Source organism: Bradyrhizobium sp. DN3, assembly GCF_041357655.1.
Classification (GTDB): domain Bacteria; phylum Pseudomonadota; class Alphaproteobacteria; order Rhizobiales; family Xanthobacteraceae; genus Bradyrhizobium.
This window is the reverse complement of the sequence record NZ_JAULLN010000004.1, coordinates 120,250-135,867: the sequence shown is the minus strand read 5'-3', so window position 1 is coordinate 135,867 and position 15,618 is coordinate 120,250. Positions and strand designations below refer to the sequence as shown.

Genomic DNA, 15,618 nt, shown 5'->3' with positions numbered 1-15,618 from the left:
CCGGCTCACCGCTGCAGAGCCTTTATCCCGCTGAACCTTCATATTGCCCGTTGGAAAGAGGATATCGCTCGTTTCCACGTTCGCTGACAAACGCTGAACCGCGGATCGCGTATCGTCGAATTATATTCGCTCCCCGCGTAACGTTCACTCTGGGGCCGCAAACAATTCCCGGGGGCTCGGTGCTACTAAATAGCCGGAGCGAGGTTCTTGAAATGGGGGCTCCATCCATGCCAGGCTCGATACCGAGCGCTTGAGAAAGCCTAATCGGACCAGAGCAAAGTTTTTGCTCTAGCTCCGCATCGGAAAGGCTCTTGACGAACTTTAGCCGCCGATCCTTCATCGCATCAACGCTATCGTTGCATGGTTCAACTGCTCGGATCAGAACGGCACTTCCGTAGTCCAGTGCTCCGCACGTAAGATTCAAATAGCAATACTTTGGACCGTCCTTGTAAACGTATACGTGCCCTCCGGGCAGGTACATCGAATCGAAGAATCTGCGCGGAAGTGGTTTCCCGAGAGGACGTTTGTCGTCGAAACAGTGCGCAGCAGGGTCGGCTTGGCAATATGCCTCTGTTTCAACGATCCGGCCTCCAACCGCAGTGCCCTGCTCATCGACGTTAAAGAGGAAAGCGCCTATCAGCGCTCTTGCGACAGTTTCAACATCGGATTTGAAGAACTCCTGTGGAAGTGGTCGGAGGGACTCGAACGAGGTGCAATCAAACCCGATCATATTTCGTTTTCCCTTGATTCCGGCATTGGCTGCGTTAGGCAGCGCACGCCGCCGCCGCCATTTGCAATGTGATCAATCCTTAGCATACGAATCTCTCTTCGGGGAAAGCGGACTGCAAAGCGTTCCTCGCCGCTTCATCCCGCTCTGGGTCTCCAAAAATCGCGGTGATCACTGCGCCATTGGCAACGTGCGCATTTAGGTAACATGGCGCGAACAGTGAGCCCGAAAATCGCCAGAACCTTTGGCGAGGCGGCAAAACCTCAGCAACTCTGAACAGGGACATTCTCGTGTCTGTCATTGTTGTTAGGATATGGATATCGGCGGCCCGGCGGTTGTTAGATCGAAGGCCAGTGTCAATTCCCTCGACCAGAACGGTGCGAGATGGGGCAAAAAGCACATAACCGTCTGCGTGCCCACTTGTGATTGGTTCGTTCCTGTCGCCCTCAAGCCATACGACGTTGCGACCTCCTACTGACCAGAGCCCATGTTCAATTCGCGCCATACATGCGTCTGTCTCACCGGCAATCGCAGAATTTCGATTTGGATTGAGCAAGCAGCTCTTCGTCGTGACAATCGTACCGTATCCATCCGTGACAAACGCGCCACCCTCCGCGACGAATGGCACGCAAACTGTTGGCAATCCGGTGATAGATGCGATGGCTCCGGCAAGACGGTCTCCGGAACGAGGCGGACGCAGAGAGGTGGAGCCCCAACCGTTGAAGTTCCAGTCGATTGCAATGGGTGCGCCGTCTCGCAGCGCAAACGTTGGCAAAATGTCTCGCATCCAAATATCGTCAACGGGAGCCGGGAGGACTTCGACATTCTGACCAAAGTTCAGACATTGGGCTTCGTTGATAAGGTCTGGCGGCACTAAAAGCCGAACCGGCTCATATTCGGCGACCGTGCTGATGACTTCGCGAAGCTCTCGCTTCACGTTGTCTACGTCAGCTCCCCACTCTCGATGCACAGCCCAAGCCATATAGCAGAAGGCGTGCGGCTCCCATTCGGCGGGGATCTTGATCTCTGGAATCATTTCGCGGGTCTTTTTTGAGCGATCTGACCGGTCACAGCACAATTCGTCGGTCGATAAGCAGAACGCCTTCCTCATCATATTCTAAGCTCACAGAGAACTTTCTATGCGGACGTTCCGGTCGCAGCCTCGCTTCGGATATCCCGGCTAAGTTCCGAACAGGGCTATTTGCTGAGAGGGCATGAAGGAAGTCATGGACTAAGGCAGTCAGAACAGGAGTTCTGGCCTCGTAATCTGGCACATCGTCAAATCCAAGCAGAGAGTCACTGGTCCAGAACGCAAGATCGCAGCAGGCCAAGGTGTTCGCGATCCTCGAATTATCGAATTCGAGATCGCACAGCTCGTGCGGGTGGCTGGGGCCGCGCCCCGCGAAATGCGCAAATCCGAGGATAGCATCGTAGGAATTATGGAGATGTGGCAGAACGTCGGGCCAGTCGACTCGACTGAGCCCACACGATTCAACGTCGATTAACGCCACTCGATGAGAACGGCTGGACCCTGTTGTTGTTGGAAGCACAGATCGGACTGCAGGGCCAATTTCGCTGAAATCGTCGAGGTGGAATGAGCACCTGCCGACGAGAGGATCAAAGCCATACCATTCCGGAAAAGCCTCTAGAATGGATTTCACGCTTTTAGCGAGGGTTCTAGATGAGAAAAGGTCATCCCAGACGATGAGGCGTCCTACGGATGCTGCAAGCGTGTTGGTCTCAATCTCGCTTACTCTAAACGTCCAAAAATCGATGGCGGACGCGCTAAGCGCATCGTCTGGAGGAGACTGCTTCCCATCCTTGCAAATATGCAGCCATGTCGCAGCTCGTCATCATTAGCGATGACAAAAGCTCTCTCGTTGCCGTCCGGGTCGACCCGGCGTCTGCAAGGAACGAAGGAGGAGAGCGAACACGAACCGGCTCCCGCAATTAGCTTGCGACGTGTAATAACAGTCACGGAAAATCTCGTGGTAGGGCAGCGAACGGTCGCGACCACAATGAAGCGTTCGCAATTGTTGTCAAATAACGCTAATAAAAATCTGCTTTGGATCCTAGGTGCCCCAACCCTCGGGTTGTGCCGGTAGAGCCTCGACTATGGTTCACTGGGAATATAAAAGTTGGCGACATAACTCGCCACCGTTGCAACGAATGAAGATCGCTGGCCTAAAGGCATTGGCGTCCAAGCGAGTAGCCTTGAGATATTGAACGAAGTGCCCGCTTGTCAGAAGAAGCTGGCCGCGTACAATCGTTATCATGACAACTCCCTCAATTGAGCAAACCATTGCTTTCATCAAATCGGCCCATGCCGGTCAGGTGGACAAGGGAGGTGTTGAATACTGGAAGCATCCCGTATCCGTGATGAATCGACTAGGGCCAGATGCCTCTATCGAATGCAAGCTCGTGGCGTTGCTTCATGACGTGATCGAGGACACCAGATACACCGCGGAGGATCTGCTTCGCTTGGGTTATCCTCACAGGGTTGTGGATTCGGTGCAGCGCCTCTCAAAACCTAAAGGCATTCCGTACCTTGATTGCATCAAAGAGATTGTAAGGTCAGGTGACCGCATGGCAATGGCAGTGAAGAGGGCCGACAACCAAGACAATCTCGATCCTGCCCGGCTGGCGAAGCTGCCGCCTGAGAAACGAGCCGGTGACGACAAATACCGGCGCTCTATTGAATTGCTGACGGCCGCGCTCAAGTAAGCAAGTTCGTTTCGCGGGCCGCACAATCCAAATGTAGCGCGGCATGGAGCTTGAGACCCGGCTGCGGCATCGACCTAAGCGGCTTTGCCTTCGAGCAGCGGCGGCTCCTCTATCGCCGAAATCTCGGGCATTGCTTGCCCCATAATGCCGTGCAGGTCGCCTACCATGCCAACGGTAGATTCAACCATCGCACTGACTTGAGTTTCGCGTTTGGCCCAGGCTTTCAGCATGAACTTGCGCTCTTTATCGATGTCGTCTCGCATGTCTTTGAAGCGCTCAACAATGGCTTCAATCCGCTGTTTGAACCTTGATCCGGTAAGATAATGATAGACCTGTTCAGCCTTTGACTGCTGTCCGTCGTGCGTGAGCTGGCGACCTCCAAAAGACCTTGACGAAGAGTTAGGGCAACCGGAATCGCGCAGCGCGGGTGTGCGACGTAGACGCCATCGATCAGGTCGAAGGTCTCCACACCTTTGGGTAGGGCAGTGGAAATGATCAAGGCGATGTCGGCCTTGGCTGAACGCTTGTTGTCGCGGCCGATACCTGGCTACCAAAGCAAGAACGAAGAGTTCCTCAAGGAGCTCGACCGCGATCGCACTGAGAAGGGGTGCGAGTACGCTATCCTGGTCTCATTGCTCGAACCGGATAACGAACTTTACAATACCGGCATCGTTGACGTCTTCCACCGCTACCCGAAAATGTAGGTCATCCGGCCGCAGTTCTTTCTCCCGATGATTACGCTTCTGCGGAATGCGGCCATCAACTCGCTCAAGTACAAGACCGAGCTCGCGCTTGTGAAGGCGCAGAATATCGACATCACCCAGTTTGAAAGCCAGCTTGAGACGTTCAAGACCTCATTCTCGAAGAATTACGATCTTGCCTCCCGGCACTTCCAGACCGCGATCGCAGAGATCGACAAGTCTATCGACCATCTGCAGAAGACCAAGGATGCGTTGATCGGAGCCGACCGGAACCTCCGCCTTGCGAACGACAAGGCGCAGGACGTCACGATCAAGAAGCTGACTAGGGGCAATCCAACGATGGCGGCGAAATTTGCTGAGCTGAAGAGCCCGCCCGCTGAAGCCGCGGAGTGATCTCTGCCTAGCTAGGTTAAAGAGAGAGCGCCGGACATTTCATGGAGAACTTGCCTAGGTTGGTCAAAACCGCACGGCGCCTGGTAGCGGTCCTACGCAAGCGAGAGCCGGCTTGAGGTGCAGGTTCTCTCAGTCCTTTAGGAACTTTGCATAGGCTCGAACATCGATCATGGGCACCGTCGCGATCGTCTGCAGTCTCGCGATCAGCTCCAACAGGAATGCCGTTGCGGCGCGCTTATCGGCTTCGATCGTGTGGCCTTTCTCCTGCTTCATAAAGATCCCGTGTGCGGCCACGCATCCCAGGTCCAGCGGTGCCATCCCGTCAGCCGCCGTCAGCGCCTTCAGCGGCGGTTCGCCCAGTGCCGGCTTCCACTCGCTCTCAAACGTGAGCAAAGGCCGATGATGTGTCCAGGCGGCTTGGCTGGCTGCATACCACCGGCGGAGGGAATTGGCAGGCTGGTTCGATGAAGAGCCCGCACGCTCGCGATTTTGCGCGCGGCGTATTCGACCTGATCCGCATCGATTGACTGCTTGGCTTCAAAGACAGCGTAGACGCTTTCGGCGGGATCACCAGGGTGCCGTCTTGCTTGAAAATGAGCGGAGTGTACTGGCGGTCATAAATGACGATGTCGATCTGCTGGCTAGTGGTATCCGTGCTGTCGATCACGAAGGCCCGATCAACGCGATATCGCTCCGGCAAGTAGTTCTTGAGCAGTTCGATCCAGATGCCCTCCGTCGCGTCGCCCTTGGCGACCGGATGGCCGATGGCGGCGCGGCTTCGCTCGAGCCGAAGTGAAATCTCCCCATGCAGGCCGGCGAGGAGCTTCTCGAGCGACCACCCGCTCATAGGACGATGTCTCTCCAATAGGGCGCAATGAGAGCAGCCGCCGCGGCCGCCTTAATGGCCTGCTTTTCGGCCACCGTGAGATCGTCGGAGATGATGTTGTTGATGTTCGACGGGTCGACGAAGCGCGCGGTCATGATGTTACCGCGAAGATAGGTGAAGACCGTGCGCATGTTGTCGGCCAGCGGTGACAACCAGGCGGTTTCAAGCGCTTGATGACTGCCAGTTCGAGATAGAATGACGGAAACTCCAGACTCTTCTGGGTTCGCCAGGGCTTGATAAGCCGGATCTCGGCCTGGCGTCCCGAGCCGCTCACCTTCGCGATGTGCTGCGAGATGTCGGTCTTGGTCCAGGTATCACCGCGCCTTTTGTACAGGCTGTGGTCATTGAACAGCCAGTTCTGCCGCTTACCCGGGACCAGGTCCACCGCGTCGCCGTTGACCTTGATGCCGATCGAGACGTTCTGCGGGCGCGGCTGATAACCTGCGGCCTTCAGGGTCGCGGCCAGGGTCTTGTGGACCTCCGAGAGTGTCTCTGCCGTGTCCGGCGACAGTGAGATGAACAGATCGAGGTCGGTGCCGCTCTTGTTGGCCGTGCCCTTTGCGTAGGAGCCGCTCGGCGTGACGTCCAAAAGGTATCGGCCGGCCCATTGTTCGATGACCGGCCTGATCACGCCAGGCACGAACAGGGCGGGCGATGCCAGGCCCGTGCCGACCTGTTCGCGCATCAGAATGGCGTTCAGATAATCCTGCTCGGACATCATCCGCCATCCCCGAGAATTGACGAGACCCCGCAATTCGAGTGCATTCATCGATGGTCCTTCCTACGAGAGCACCCTGACAGAGGACCGGATCGAGCCGGCCCCGCCACCCAGGTCGATCGCCACATGCCAGTGACCCGACTGCGGCACCTGCAGCCTTACCGGTGTCTGCCGCGCCTGGCCGCCATAGTAGCGATGCTGCCGGCCTTGCCGGTAACTCTGGAAATTGCCGGCATCCATCAGCCGCACGTTGGCGGCATGGTCGAGGCTGACCTCGACCACTTCTCCGCCGTTCAAGTAGCCCAGGTCGTTGTGAATGAAGTTCATGGCTACTTGTCTTTCACCGTCGTGTTCGGATGGGACTGGCCGTGCTTGGTCGTGACGTACCGGCCCGAGATGGCGCTGCGATAGTGCGGCCCGCTCGACCCGTGCCTGCCCGGTGCCTCGTGAACCGTGGTGCTCGGGTGGCTGCGTCCATACTTCGGCGTCACGTACTGGCCGGTGGTTGCACTGCGGTAGGGACCGCCGCCTTTAGTTGATTTCGACATCAGTCGCTCCTTTCCAATCGCGACTCATGTCGACGATTCTGTACAAGTATATCTATACGGTTTGCGGCTCGTCAATGGCTGTGGTACAAAATCGTCAGATGAGCGGCGCGGCCCCAAGCCGCGCCGTTACGATTCACGAGAGGTTTCGATGGCGCTGGCTTCAAAAATCAAAGAACTGCGGCTGAAAAAAAAGAAGTCGCTTCAGGACGTTGCGGATGAGGTGGGGGCATCCAAGGCGCACATATGGGACTTGGAGACCGGCAAGAGCAGCAATCCGTCAATCGAGCTTCTGACCAAGCTGGCAAAGTGCTTCGGCGTCAGCGTCGCCGAACTGATCGGCGAGAATCCGGCGGGCGAGGATGCCGACCCGCAGGTCGTGGCCATGTATCGGGAATTGAACGAATTGAGTTCTGCCGACCGCCAAGCCATTCAGGCCATGATGGATCACCTAAAGAACAGGAAGCCCAAGGGGTAGCCATGAAGATCTCGCGGATCGACTTGGCCGACACGGGCTCGCCGATGGGCCTCGTCACCAAGATTCTGTCCGTCGAAAAGGACCTGCCAATACCGGTGCCGATCGAAGAGTTGGCCCTCCAACTGGACATCGAGCGGATCGCGCCGCTTGAGACCGAAGGCTTCGAAGGAGGCCTCGTCACTGATGATGCTCGCTCGACCGGCTTCATTCTCATCAACCGCGCGGCGCCTTCCGGCCGCCGCAGGTTCACCATCGGGCATGAGTTGGGACACTTCCTGATCGTGTCTCATCGGCCAGTCGAGGCTGGTAAATTTCTTTGCTCGCGGGCCGATATGGCCAAATGGTCAACGGAGCAGGGCGACCGCTACGCGCGCATGGAAGCCGAAGCGAACGAATTCTCCGGCCTCATTCTGATCCCGCCACCAGCCTTGAAAAAGTTCATCCCCAAGGGCGATCCGACACTCGCGCACGTCCCGCTGGTCGCGAGGCACTTTGAGGTCAGCAAGGAAGCGGCCGCCCGCGCCTACGCCCGTTATCATCCAGAGCAACTGGCCATCGTCGTCATCAAGGACGGCGTCGTCCGGCGCATCCACAAGGGGCCGACGTTCCCGTGGATTTGCGTGCACTATGGCAAGCCTGTCCCGCGGGCTTCCAGCTTTCATGCGAAAGATCTGCGGCAGCGGGTCGCCAGCGAGTTGTCATCCATCATTCCGGAGCACTGGGTGGACCTGAAGCAGGGGCAGCGGGCAGAGCTGTTTGAGCAGGTCTATCCTCAACAAGATGGGTTTGCGCTGCTGATGCTTTGGCTGGAGATCGAGGAGGCGGAAGAGGCGGACGACAACCGGACCTCGGCGCAGCGCTTCAGAGATCAACAGGCGCGCTGGCGTTAGAGTCTTGCGTCCAAGGTCGGTCGAACGGGCGGCCGAGCGTCCGGGGCAAGACATTACTGGTCGGCCCTGGTTGCCAGCCAGATTGGCATCTTCGCCGTTCAAGTAGATGGACATCTGGCTGCTCTGGACCGCACCGGCGCCGCCACCGATCTGCGCGGGGCTCCAGATCGGCGATGTGAGCGTGTAACGGACGTCCACCCCGCCTGACACCTGGACGGTGAAAGAATAATTCATCTGAACGGGGATCAGGCGCTCGGCTTCATCCTCTTCGTGCTTGGTTCACCCACGTCTGTTCGGCATTGTCGAGAAGCCAGGCAGCCAGCGGACGCTGTCCATTGACGAGGATACGGGTGTACTGCAGCGTCTCGGGCGCCGCATCGTACGCCAGCATGATCGCCGTCACGCCGGGCTTCAGAAGCGCTGAATCGTAGCACTTGAAGGGGTCCTCGACTGCCGTGCCGAACAAGCCCGCGCCCTGATCAATCCGGAAGCTGTAGACCATTTCGTAGGTGTTCTGCGTGTTCAGCACCGGTGCAATGCCGTAGGTCTCGGAATGCGCGGCATCGAGCACCTGCTTATTGACGAAACTGGCGTCGCCCGCACCGATCCCCACGGTGTCCACTACCTTCAGGTCCATGTAAACGCCGCCAAACAGATCCGGCGCGATCGGAAAATGGACGCCGTCCGTGACTGCTTCCGCCCGGAGGGCCTCTGCCTGGTCGAGCAGGGCGCGACTTCCCGTCCGATCAGCCTGCAGCTTGATGCGCTGATGCGCGCGCGATCCCCGCCGCTCCGACGTCGATCCTGTCCATGCGTCCGCCGTAAACGAGCCCGGCCTCTGGTATTGAAATGGTGACCGTTGCGTCCCAAGGCCATTCGAGCGAATCGGGCTTGTCCTGACCGAACGGTACTTCGGTCCAGCTTTGCGCATCGGCTGGCATTCGCTCATCAAAGGCGAGGCCCTTCAACGTGCGGCGCGCTGCTGCGCGCACGGTATGCTGCCACAGGATCGCTGGGGGTACAGATCGTTGCAGTGGCCAAGACGAGACGACCAACCCAGACGCATTCTCAATGGCTTACCGCGAAGATCCGGATTGTCCCGCCGCTCGACGGATGCGTAGAAGGCGTCCATGTCGATATGGATGATCTTGCGTTGGCGGTTCGGGGAAGCCGCCTCGTCGTTTTCGATGGTCACGTTGCGAGCCCGGCCGTGTCTTCCTTAACGCCGTGGGCGACGATCCGAAGCGTTCCGTCGGCGAGCGGCCGCTGTAGCTTCAGGGCCTCGTCCAGAGGGGCCGTCATCCAGGTCTCGACTTCTTTTGGCGTCGTCAAGATCACGGGCATCGCCTTGGGATGGATGGCGCCGACCTCGGCGTTCGGCTCCGTCGTGAGGAACGCGTAGAGGTCGTTGGTCGTCTCACCTCCTTGACCTTCCGGACGGACGTCCAGTTGGTCCAGATGCCTGCGAAGCACGCGAGGGGACGGGTGTCGTCGAGCGCGAACCAGATATCGCCGCCTTCGGCCTTGTTGAACTCGCTGAACGAGTTGAATGGCACTACACAGCGATGTTCGGGGCCGAGCCAGCGTGCCCAGTGTTTGCTCTTTATATTGCGGATGTTGGTGGTGCCGCCGTCCGGCTCCATCCGCAGCAATTCCTTAAAATCCACCATCTTGCCCTTGGCCTGCAGCTTCTCGGCTCGCTTCTTCGTGGCGTCCATCAGCGCTTTTGACGACGACGGCATTCCCCATCTCGCCGTAGCGAGTTCGCGGCCCTCGGCTCCGTTGCGCACGATGGGTGCCTCGTAGTCGGGAAAAACCCCCGGCATCGGCGCCAGATTGCCGACGTATCGGTTCACCACGCGAAACAGCGCGCTGATGGCAGCCTGGTTGGTCGTGATCGAATAAAGATTGCACATCGGTCAGGATTCGGTTCGAGGGTGGCGCGGCTGCCACGTCAACTGTAGCAGAGTCGCGGATGGGCGCCGGCCCGCCTTGGCGCATTTGCGGCAGCGCAGCCGGCTGGCGAGATCGTGCACGAAGGTGGTCGGCGGGTGCTTCATCGCCGCGAGATCCACATCGCTCGGCGTCTTGCAGCGCGCGCACCTGATCTCCAGCCAGGGGAAGCCTCCGTTCACGGCCTGATCGATGGTCGGCGACGGATCGATCGGTTCGCCGTCACTCCACATCCGCTCGTTCCAGCTTTCGCAAAGCAGCCTGTCGGCTTGCTGGATCATCGCCTCGCCCTTGGCCCGCATCTCCGCTGATTGGGTCGCCAGGATGTTCGCCATCGCGCGTGCCTTGCCGAGCTCTTTCGCCAGAGCCTTGCGATCGCCGCCCGACAGGGGCGTAGGGTGATACTTCGGCGCCATCCGGACATCCAGGTGCAACGAGATCGGATCGGCAAACCCAAAGCGACTACGGCGTCTCGAACGCTGGCCAGCACCCGTCTTCTTCATGCCTGCCGGTGCGCTGCTGGCAGGTGTTGTCGAGCAACCGCTGCGCCACGTCTTTCCAGACTGCGTTGGCGCCATACAAGCGGACGGCATCGGCGGTCTGGATTTCGACCGTTCGGTCGCAGCGACGGCAGGAAACACGCAGCACGTGGCCCTTGATTTCCGAAAGGCGTCGCTGTCGGGCATGGGTCACGGTCGCGTCTGCGCGGGGGTCTTTGAGCACTGAGTCCCAATATTCGGCCGGGAGGGGAGCATCTGGAGGCGCAGCGGACGGCGCTCGTCTACGGTCGGCTTCAGCGGCCAGTTTTTCCATCTGTTTCGGGGTGGGCATGCGCCAGCTCGCGGGTCGGTCGGTCATGCCCGAATTAGAACATAACAAGAACAAATGTCGAGTCTGACCAGGCAGCCGCTGAAGAAAAATCCCCCTGTGGGGACGGGTCGCGATGTCGGAACCAAGCTGGGTCGTTCGTCTTGAATCCGGTATCTGTATCGGAGTTCCCATGGCCCCCCGCGCTAACTGGAAAGGCTTCCTGCGTCTTTCCCTCGTCACCTGTCCGGTCGCGCTCTATCCGGCCACCTCGGAATCCGAAAAGGTCTCATTCAACCAGCTGAACCGAAAGACTGGCCATCGGATCAAGTACGCCAAGGTTGACGCCGACACCGGCGAGGAGGTCGACAACGAGGACATCGTCAAGGGCTACAAGGTTGATACCGATACCTTCATCGAGGTGACCAAGGAGGAGCTTGAAAACGTCCCGCTGGAATCGACGCGAACCATCGAGATCGATGAGTTCGTCGACCGCAGCGAGATCGATCCACGATATCTCATTCGCCCCTACTACCTGCGTCCGGACGGCAAAGTCGGGCACGATGCCTTCGCCGTCATTCGGGAAACCATCCGCGAGATGAACAAGGTCGCCATCGGTCGTGTGGTGCTGACCAATCGCGAGCACATCATCGCGCTCGAGCCTCTCGACAAGGGACTGATGGGCACGTTGCTGCGCTACCCCTACGAAGTCCGTGCTGCGGATGAATATTTTGACGATATCCAGGATGTCAAAGTCACCAAGGACATGCTTGATCTCGCCAAACACATCGTCAATCAGAAGGCGGGCCATTTCGAGCCGGACAAGTTCGAAGACCAGTACGAGACCGCCCTCATCGATCTCATCAATCAGAAGCGTGCTGGCAAGCCCATTACCGCGAAAGCGCGTCCTCGAGGTGAGAACGTGGTGGACCTGATGGACGCGCTGCGAAAGAGCATCGGAAGAGAGGGCGCGTCCGCGACAGAGGCACCCAAGAAATCAGGCAAAAAGCCGCGTAAGGCCGCCGCGGGGCAGAAAGAAATGTTGATGCCGATCGCGGGCAAGAAGCCGGCGAAAGAGGCCGCGGCGAAGAAGCCGGCGGCCAAGCCGCAGCGGAAGTCGGCTTAGGTGTCGTGAAGCATCCGGTGACGCCGGACGGCCACTATTCGTCGTCCGCGGCAGGCTCTGGCGAATGGCAAATCCCATCTCGACGAGGTCACGCGAGATCATCTCGTCGGTGGTCTAATGGGCCCGGCGGGTCGATGCGCGCGCCAGGAACGCGGCCGACTGCGAGGCAGAAGTAACGGTGCATTGGAGCGTGGACGAGGATAAGCAGGCGCTCGGCGAGCGCGGTCCGGTATGGCGGGACGACGGCTCGCCGGCTGTCGATTGCTCTGCAAAGTAGGAGCGATATGGCTGCGGTGAAAAAAACTTCCAGCAGATCGACCTCGAGCGCGGGCATTCTCGCATACCGCAAAGGCGCTCGTGGGCTCGAGGTTCTGCTCGTTCATCCCGGCGGTCCGTTCGGGCGTAACAAGGATGATGGCGCCTGGTCCATTCCAAAGGGCGAAATCGATGCCAATGATACTCCGGAGGACGTCGCGCGGCGCGAATTTGCCGAAGAACTCGGCCCAAGCGCTTCGGTTGGCCCACTTAAGGCCCTAGGGGAGGTGCGACAGCAAGGCGGAAAGCGCGTCATCGCATTCGCCGGCGAGGGGCACTTTGATCCGGCAGCGCTGACCAGCAATACCTTCGATGTCGAATGGCCGCCTCGAAGCGGTCGACGGCAGAGCTTTCCCGAAGTCGACCGCGCGGAATGGTTCGATATCGAGCTCGCGCGGACCAAGATGCTGTCCGCTCAGGTAGAGTTTCTCGATCGTCTTTTGGCGATCGCGGTTGAAAGCGTCGGGAAATGATCTTCAGGATTGGAATCATTTCGGACACGCACGGTTTGTTGAGGCCCGAGGCGGAACGAGGCCTGACGGGCGTCGATCACATCATCCATGCCGGGGACATCGGGCGCCCCGAGATCGTCGATGCGCTTCGCCGGATTGCGCCCGTGACGGCCATTCGTGGAAACGTGGACAGTGCCGAGTGGGCTCGCGACTACCCCGACACGAACCTTGCGCGCCTGGCGGGAAAGTCGATCTACGTTCTGCACGACTTGAAGACGCTGAAGGCCGATCTAGGTCCTGGCATCGACGTCATCATCTCCGGGCATTCCCACGTGCCGAAGATCGACAGGGTCGGTGGCGTTCTCTATCTGAATCCCGGCAGCGCGGGACCCCGGCGTTTCAAGCTGCCGATCACGCTTGCGACGCTCGAACTCACGCCTGACGGCATGCGACCGGAAATCCACGACCTTGGAGGCGACTGAGTTAGTGCCACCGCCGAGGGAGTTCACACCGAAGGAGGCGAGTGCATCAATCCTTTTTGCCGGCTTTCGCCGAAGGGAAGCTCTACTTGCGCGGACGTTCTCGCTCGCGCACGACCTCCTTCGCCCGCTTGTCGGACCTGAGCCCGAGGTAGACGGGCTGGCGCAGTTCGCCCTTGCTCGTCCACTCCGCAAATTTGACCTCGGCAACCAACGAGGGCTTGACCCAGGTCGTGGCGGCCTCGTCCTTCACTTTGGCAGGGAAGGGTGATTTAGGGGTCGTCAGCTTCATGAGCTTGGCATGGAGGTCTTCCAGGACCTTGTGGCTGAAGCCAGTGCCGACATGTCCGATGTAGCGCCATGTGTCGTCTTCCCGCACGGCGAGGGCCAGGGCGCCGAAGAACGGCCTCGTGCGCTTAGGCGCTGTGAAGCCCGCGATCACCACTTCCTGCCGCTTTGCTGTCTTGATCTTCAGCCAATCCGCCGTCCGGCTTCCGGAGGCATAAGCGCTGTCGGCGCGCTTCGCCATGACGCCTTCCAGACCCTTCCGCTCGGCTTCGCCGAAGAATTTCGTGCCGTTCGCTTTGCGGTGACGGCTGAAGGCGATCAGGCGGTGGCTCGGCAGGATCGCTTTCAGCCGCTCCTTGCGCTCGAGAAGAGGCTGTTTGCGCAAGTCAACTGTGTTCTGAAACATGAGATCGAAGGCGCAATACAGGAGCTTCGCTTCATGGCGCAGCGCGTTCTGAAGCAGCTGGAAATGCGAGACGCCGTCCTTTCCGATTGCGACGAGCTCGCCGTCAATCACGGCGTCGCCCTTCACGTCCTCCAGCGCTTTGGCGACCTCGATATAGCTGCGGCTGATGATCTTGCCGTTGCGGCTGTAGAGCGAAACCTTGCCGCGCCGGATTTCCGCGATCATCCGGAAGCCATCGTACTTATCCTCGAAAATCCAGTCAGGGTCGTCGAACGGCGCGTCGGTGAGCGTAGCGAGCATCGGCTGTAAGCGCTTGGGCAGGGTCGACGTCCGGCTCATTCAAGGGCCAATCTTTCGGAGCGTGTTGCGTAATGCATGGACGGCACCTTATCGCTCGAGGTGGCCGGGGCCGGTTCGATGAAGCGGGGGAGAAGCGCCTTGACGCCGACGCCGCCCGCCTCTTACGTCGAAACGCCACTGAAGAACTCCACGGCCGATTCAAATTGGCACAGTTCGAATCGTTCCGGAACATGCGAATCCCTGTCGCGTTGCTTCGATGTCACAACAGGAGGCACCGATGGCGGTAGCGAAGAAGAGCAAGACGGCGCGCGGCCGAAAACAGGACCGGGCGCGGGTGGCTGGCGGGCAGGACTACGAGGTGCAGTACGAGGCGAAGAAGACGCGAAAGTCGGCACCTGCGGTGAAAAAAGCCGTCAAGAAGGTCGGCAACACGCGCAAGCGCGTGGAGAAACGGCTAGGCCGCTGAGTCGGAGACGGGGCGGCGTCGGGGGCTAGCGCCGGTCCTCCTCGTCAGGGGGGCATTCTGGGCAGGTATCACCAATCGAGTCCAGCACGTCGTGAACCGCGGCCTCCGCTGCTTGACGGGATACGCTTTCCGGCAGGTCTCGACGGGCGATATCGAAGGCCCGCTCTCGGGCATGCGGATCGGCGCGGTCCTGCATCCAACCGTGCTCCTCGCGCTCGCGGATGGCGCCGGCTTCGTTCAGCACGTTGATCGCCCAACCGCGCAGAGGTGCGGATCGCTGGCCGTCTCTGCTTGGTCATCAGCATTGAAAGGTTCTCCCACGCTGAGACGAATCGTTTAGTCCCGCAGACGTTCCCCATCCCTAACACACGACTGGGATTTCCGGATCGTGGGATCTCGTGGTCCTTCAAAGGCCGAATTTTTCAGCGGGCCAGGTGGTAGGGTGGGCGAGAACGAACTGAAGAAACTGTTTTCCGATACTTCAGACGTCCGAGCTCAGGTTGTTGCTCCTTATTCGTTTTGCGCGTGCGGCTGTCGCCGCACCGGGCTCTCGTGAACCGAGCCGCACAGCGTCTCGGCCATGCGGCTCCGATCCCTCGCGCACGAGCAGATCACGCCCCTCGCGGGGCAGAAACGAAAAACCGGACCTTTATGCAGCAGCCACCTGCACAAAGGTCCGGCCTTATCTTAGCGTGCCGCGATACCGAACGGCTGCAAAGGACGCTTCATATCCTTTGGGAGGTCTCGCTTCTCATCCGGGTTGCGACCCGGAGGCGGCAATAGATCAGTAGCCGATACGACTACTTCTTTTTCTTTGAAGTCTTCTTTGCCACCTTCTTGGTGGCTGCCTTCGCGGTCTTCTTTGCCTTCTTGGCTTTCTTGGCCATGTCGTCCTCTGTAAAGAATTGACTCAGTGAACATGCCCACGCCGTGCATCGACATGCGCACGAGTGAGACGATATCA

20 protein-coding genes and 6 pseudogenes are annotated in these 15,618 nt (G+C 59.2%); 9 read left to right on the top strand and 17 right to left on the bottom strand.

Annotated features, from left to right (window positions below; genetic code table 11):
- Window positions 1-22: 22 nt before the first annotated feature.
- Window positions 23-637 (bottom strand): DNA-3-methyladenine glycosylase, encoded by a 615-nt coding sequence (locus AAE027_RS07955; protein ID WP_479714211.1) that lies wholly within the window; start codon window positions 635-637, stop codon window positions 23-25.
- Here AAE027_RS07955 and AAE027_RS07950 point away from each other — a divergent pair.
- The gene (locus AAE027_RS07950; protein ID WP_244550967.1) at window positions 557-802 is read left to right on the top strand and encodes a hypothetical protein; all 246 of its coding nucleotides are present in this window, start codon (window positions 557-559) and stop codon (window positions 800-802) included. The two genes, AAE027_RS07955 and AAE027_RS07950, sit on opposite strands and share 81 nt — an antisense overlap.
- Before the next feature lie 7 nt (window positions 803-809).
- Here the strand turns inward: AAE027_RS07950 and AAE027_RS07945 are convergent, their stop codons facing one another.
- Window positions 810-1,841 carry an agmatine deiminase family protein gene (locus AAE027_RS07945; RefSeq protein ID WP_370986113.1) on the bottom strand — a complete coding sequence of 344 codons (1,032 nt, stop codon included), beginning with the start codon at window positions 1,839-1,841 and terminating at the stop codon, window positions 810-812.
- Between the two features lie 1,160 nt (window positions 1,842-3,001).
- Between AAE027_RS07945 and AAE027_RS07940 the strand changes: the two genes are divergently transcribed.
- Window positions 3,002-3,451: a hypothetical protein gene (locus AAE027_RS07940; RefSeq protein ID WP_091880661.1), complete on the top strand. Its 450-nt coding sequence runs from the start codon at window positions 3,002-3,004 to the stop codon at window positions 3,449-3,451.
- A gap of 74 nt (window positions 3,452-3,525) precedes the next feature.
- Here the strand turns inward: AAE027_RS07940 and AAE027_RS07935 are convergent.
- A pseudogene (locus tag AAE027_RS07935) lies at window positions 3,526-3,950 on the bottom strand (DUF2130 domain-containing protein).
- A 52-nt stretch (window positions 3,951-4,002) separates the two neighbouring features.
- Between AAE027_RS07935 and AAE027_RS07930 the strand changes: the two are divergent.
- Window positions 4,003-4,545 (top strand): annotated as a pseudogene (locus tag AAE027_RS07930) (DUF2130 domain-containing protein); the annotation flags it as partial.
- A gap of 129 nt (window positions 4,546-4,674) precedes the next feature.
- Here AAE027_RS07930 and AAE027_RS07925 read toward each other — a convergent pair.
- The 6 genes and pseudogenes from AAE027_RS07925 to AAE027_RS07900 form a co-directional block, all read right to left on the bottom strand.
- Complete coding sequence (locus AAE027_RS07925; protein WP_479714212.1) at window positions 4,675-4,938, bottom strand: hypothetical protein; 264 nt, start codon at window positions 4,936-4,938, stop codon at window positions 4,675-4,677.
- A pseudogene (locus AAE027_RS07920) lies at window positions 4,887-5,392 on the bottom strand (DUF6602 domain-containing protein). The gene AAE027_RS07925 and the pseudogene AAE027_RS07920 overlap by 52 nt, the downstream one beginning before the upstream one ends.
- Entirely contained in the window at window positions 5,389-5,526 is a 138-nt protein-coding gene (locus AAE027_RS07915) for a hypothetical protein (RefSeq protein ID WP_370986112.1), read from the bottom strand. Before AAE027_RS07915 ends, AAE027_RS07920 begins: the two are co-directional and overlap by 4 nt.
- Window positions 5,523-6,152, bottom strand: a complete 630-nt coding sequence (locus tag AAE027_RS07910; protein ID WP_370986111.1) for a nucleotidyltransferase domain-containing protein — start codon at window positions 6,150-6,152, stop codon at window positions 5,523-5,525. The genes AAE027_RS07915 and AAE027_RS07910 overlap by 4 nt, the downstream gene beginning before the upstream one ends.
- A gap of 60 nt (window positions 6,153-6,212) precedes the next feature.
- The gene (locus AAE027_RS07905) at window positions 6,213-6,476 is read right to left on the bottom strand and encodes a DUF1883 domain-containing protein (RefSeq protein ID WP_091880655.1); all 264 of its coding nucleotides are present in this window, start codon (window positions 6,474-6,476) and stop codon (window positions 6,213-6,215) included.
- Between the two features lie 2 nt (window positions 6,477-6,478).
- Window positions 6,479-6,697 (bottom strand): hypothetical protein, encoded by a 219-nt coding sequence (locus AAE027_RS07900; protein WP_370986110.1) that lies wholly within the window; start codon window positions 6,695-6,697, stop codon window positions 6,479-6,481.
- 148 nt (window positions 6,698-6,845) lie between these two features.
- On the opposite strand from AAE027_RS07900, the gene AAE027_RS07895 reads away from it, so the two are divergent.
- Entirely contained in the window at window positions 6,846-7,172 is a 327-nt protein-coding gene (locus tag AAE027_RS07895; protein ID WP_024342647.1) for a helix-turn-helix domain-containing protein, read from the top strand.
- A 2-nt stretch (window positions 7,173-7,174) separates the two neighbouring features.
- A complete protein-coding gene (locus tag AAE027_RS07890) occupies window positions 7,175-8,062 on the top strand; it encodes an ImmA/IrrE family metallo-endopeptidase (RefSeq protein WP_370986109.1) in 888 nt (295 codons plus the stop codon).
- 259 nt (window positions 8,063-8,321) lie between these two features.
- On the opposite strand, the gene AAE027_RS07885 is transcribed toward AAE027_RS07890, so the two are convergent.
- The 5 genes and pseudogenes from AAE027_RS07885 to AAE027_RS07865 form a co-directional block, all read right to left on the bottom strand.
- Entirely contained in the window at window positions 8,322-8,993 is a 672-nt protein-coding gene (locus AAE027_RS07885) for a hypothetical protein (protein WP_370986108.1), read from the bottom strand.
- Window positions 8,994-9,131: 138 nt separating this feature from the next.
- A pseudogene (locus tag AAE027_RS07880) lies at window positions 9,132-9,257 on the bottom strand (Y-family DNA polymerase); the annotation flags it as partial.
- Window positions 9,254-9,978, bottom strand: a pseudogene (locus tag AAE027_RS07875) (SOS response-associated peptidase). The pseudogenes AAE027_RS07880 and AAE027_RS07875, both read right to left, overlap by 4 nt.
- A gap of 3 nt (window positions 9,979-9,981) precedes the next feature.
- Entirely contained in the window at window positions 9,982-10,431 is a 450-nt protein-coding gene (locus tag AAE027_RS07870; protein WP_253587629.1) for a hypothetical protein, read from the bottom strand.
- A gap of 46 nt (window positions 10,432-10,477) precedes the next feature.
- Window positions 10,478-10,873: a hypothetical protein gene (locus AAE027_RS07865; RefSeq protein WP_370986107.1), complete on the bottom strand. Its 396-nt coding sequence runs from the start codon at window positions 10,871-10,873 to the stop codon at window positions 10,478-10,480.
- A gap of 142 nt (window positions 10,874-11,015) precedes the next feature.
- Between AAE027_RS07865 and ku the strand changes: the two genes are divergently transcribed.
- The 3 genes from ku (at window position 11,016) to AAE027_RS07850 (ending at window position 13,197) form a co-directional block, all read left to right on the top strand.
- Entirely contained in the window at window positions 11,016-11,948 is a 933-nt protein-coding gene (gene ku, locus AAE027_RS07860; RefSeq protein ID WP_370986106.1) for a non-homologous end joining protein Ku, read from the top strand.
- Window positions 11,949-12,232: 284 nt separating this feature from the next.
- A complete protein-coding gene (locus AAE027_RS07855; protein WP_370986105.1) occupies window positions 12,233-12,736 on the top strand; it encodes an NUDIX hydrolase in 504 nt (167 codons plus the stop codon).
- On the top strand, window positions 12,733-13,197 hold the full coding sequence (locus AAE027_RS07850; RefSeq protein WP_370986104.1) for a metallophosphoesterase family protein: 465 nt from the start codon (window positions 12,733-12,735) through the stop codon (window positions 13,195-13,197). The genes AAE027_RS07855 and AAE027_RS07850 overlap by 4 nt, the downstream gene beginning before the upstream one ends.
- A gap of 82 nt (window positions 13,198-13,279) precedes the next feature.
- On the opposite strand, the gene ligD is transcribed toward AAE027_RS07850, so the two are convergent.
- Window positions 13,280-14,227 (bottom strand): non-homologous end-joining DNA ligase, encoded by a 948-nt coding sequence (gene ligD / locus AAE027_RS07845; RefSeq protein WP_370986103.1) that lies wholly within the window; start codon window positions 14,225-14,227, stop codon window positions 13,280-13,282.
- Between the two features lie 238 nt (window positions 14,228-14,465).
- Here ligD and AAE027_RS07840 point away from each other — a divergent pair, with 238 nt between their 5' ends.
- The gene (locus AAE027_RS07840) at window positions 14,466-14,654 is read left to right on the top strand and encodes a DUF3606 domain-containing protein (protein ID WP_370986102.1); all 189 of its coding nucleotides are present in this window, start codon (window positions 14,466-14,468) and stop codon (window positions 14,652-14,654) included.
- Between the two features lie 25 nt (window positions 14,655-14,679).
- On the opposite strand, the pseudogene AAE027_RS07835 reads toward AAE027_RS07840, so the two are convergent.
- Together AAE027_RS07835 and AAE027_RS07830 are read right to left on the bottom strand one after the other, a co-directional pair.
- Window positions 14,680-14,959, bottom strand: a pseudogene (locus AAE027_RS07835) (hypothetical protein).
- 382 nt (window positions 14,960-15,341) lie between these two features.
- Entirely contained in the window at window positions 15,342-15,581 is a 240-nt protein-coding gene (locus AAE027_RS07830; RefSeq protein WP_370986101.1) for a hypothetical protein, read from the bottom strand.
- Window positions 15,582-15,618: the final 37 nt, after the last annotated feature.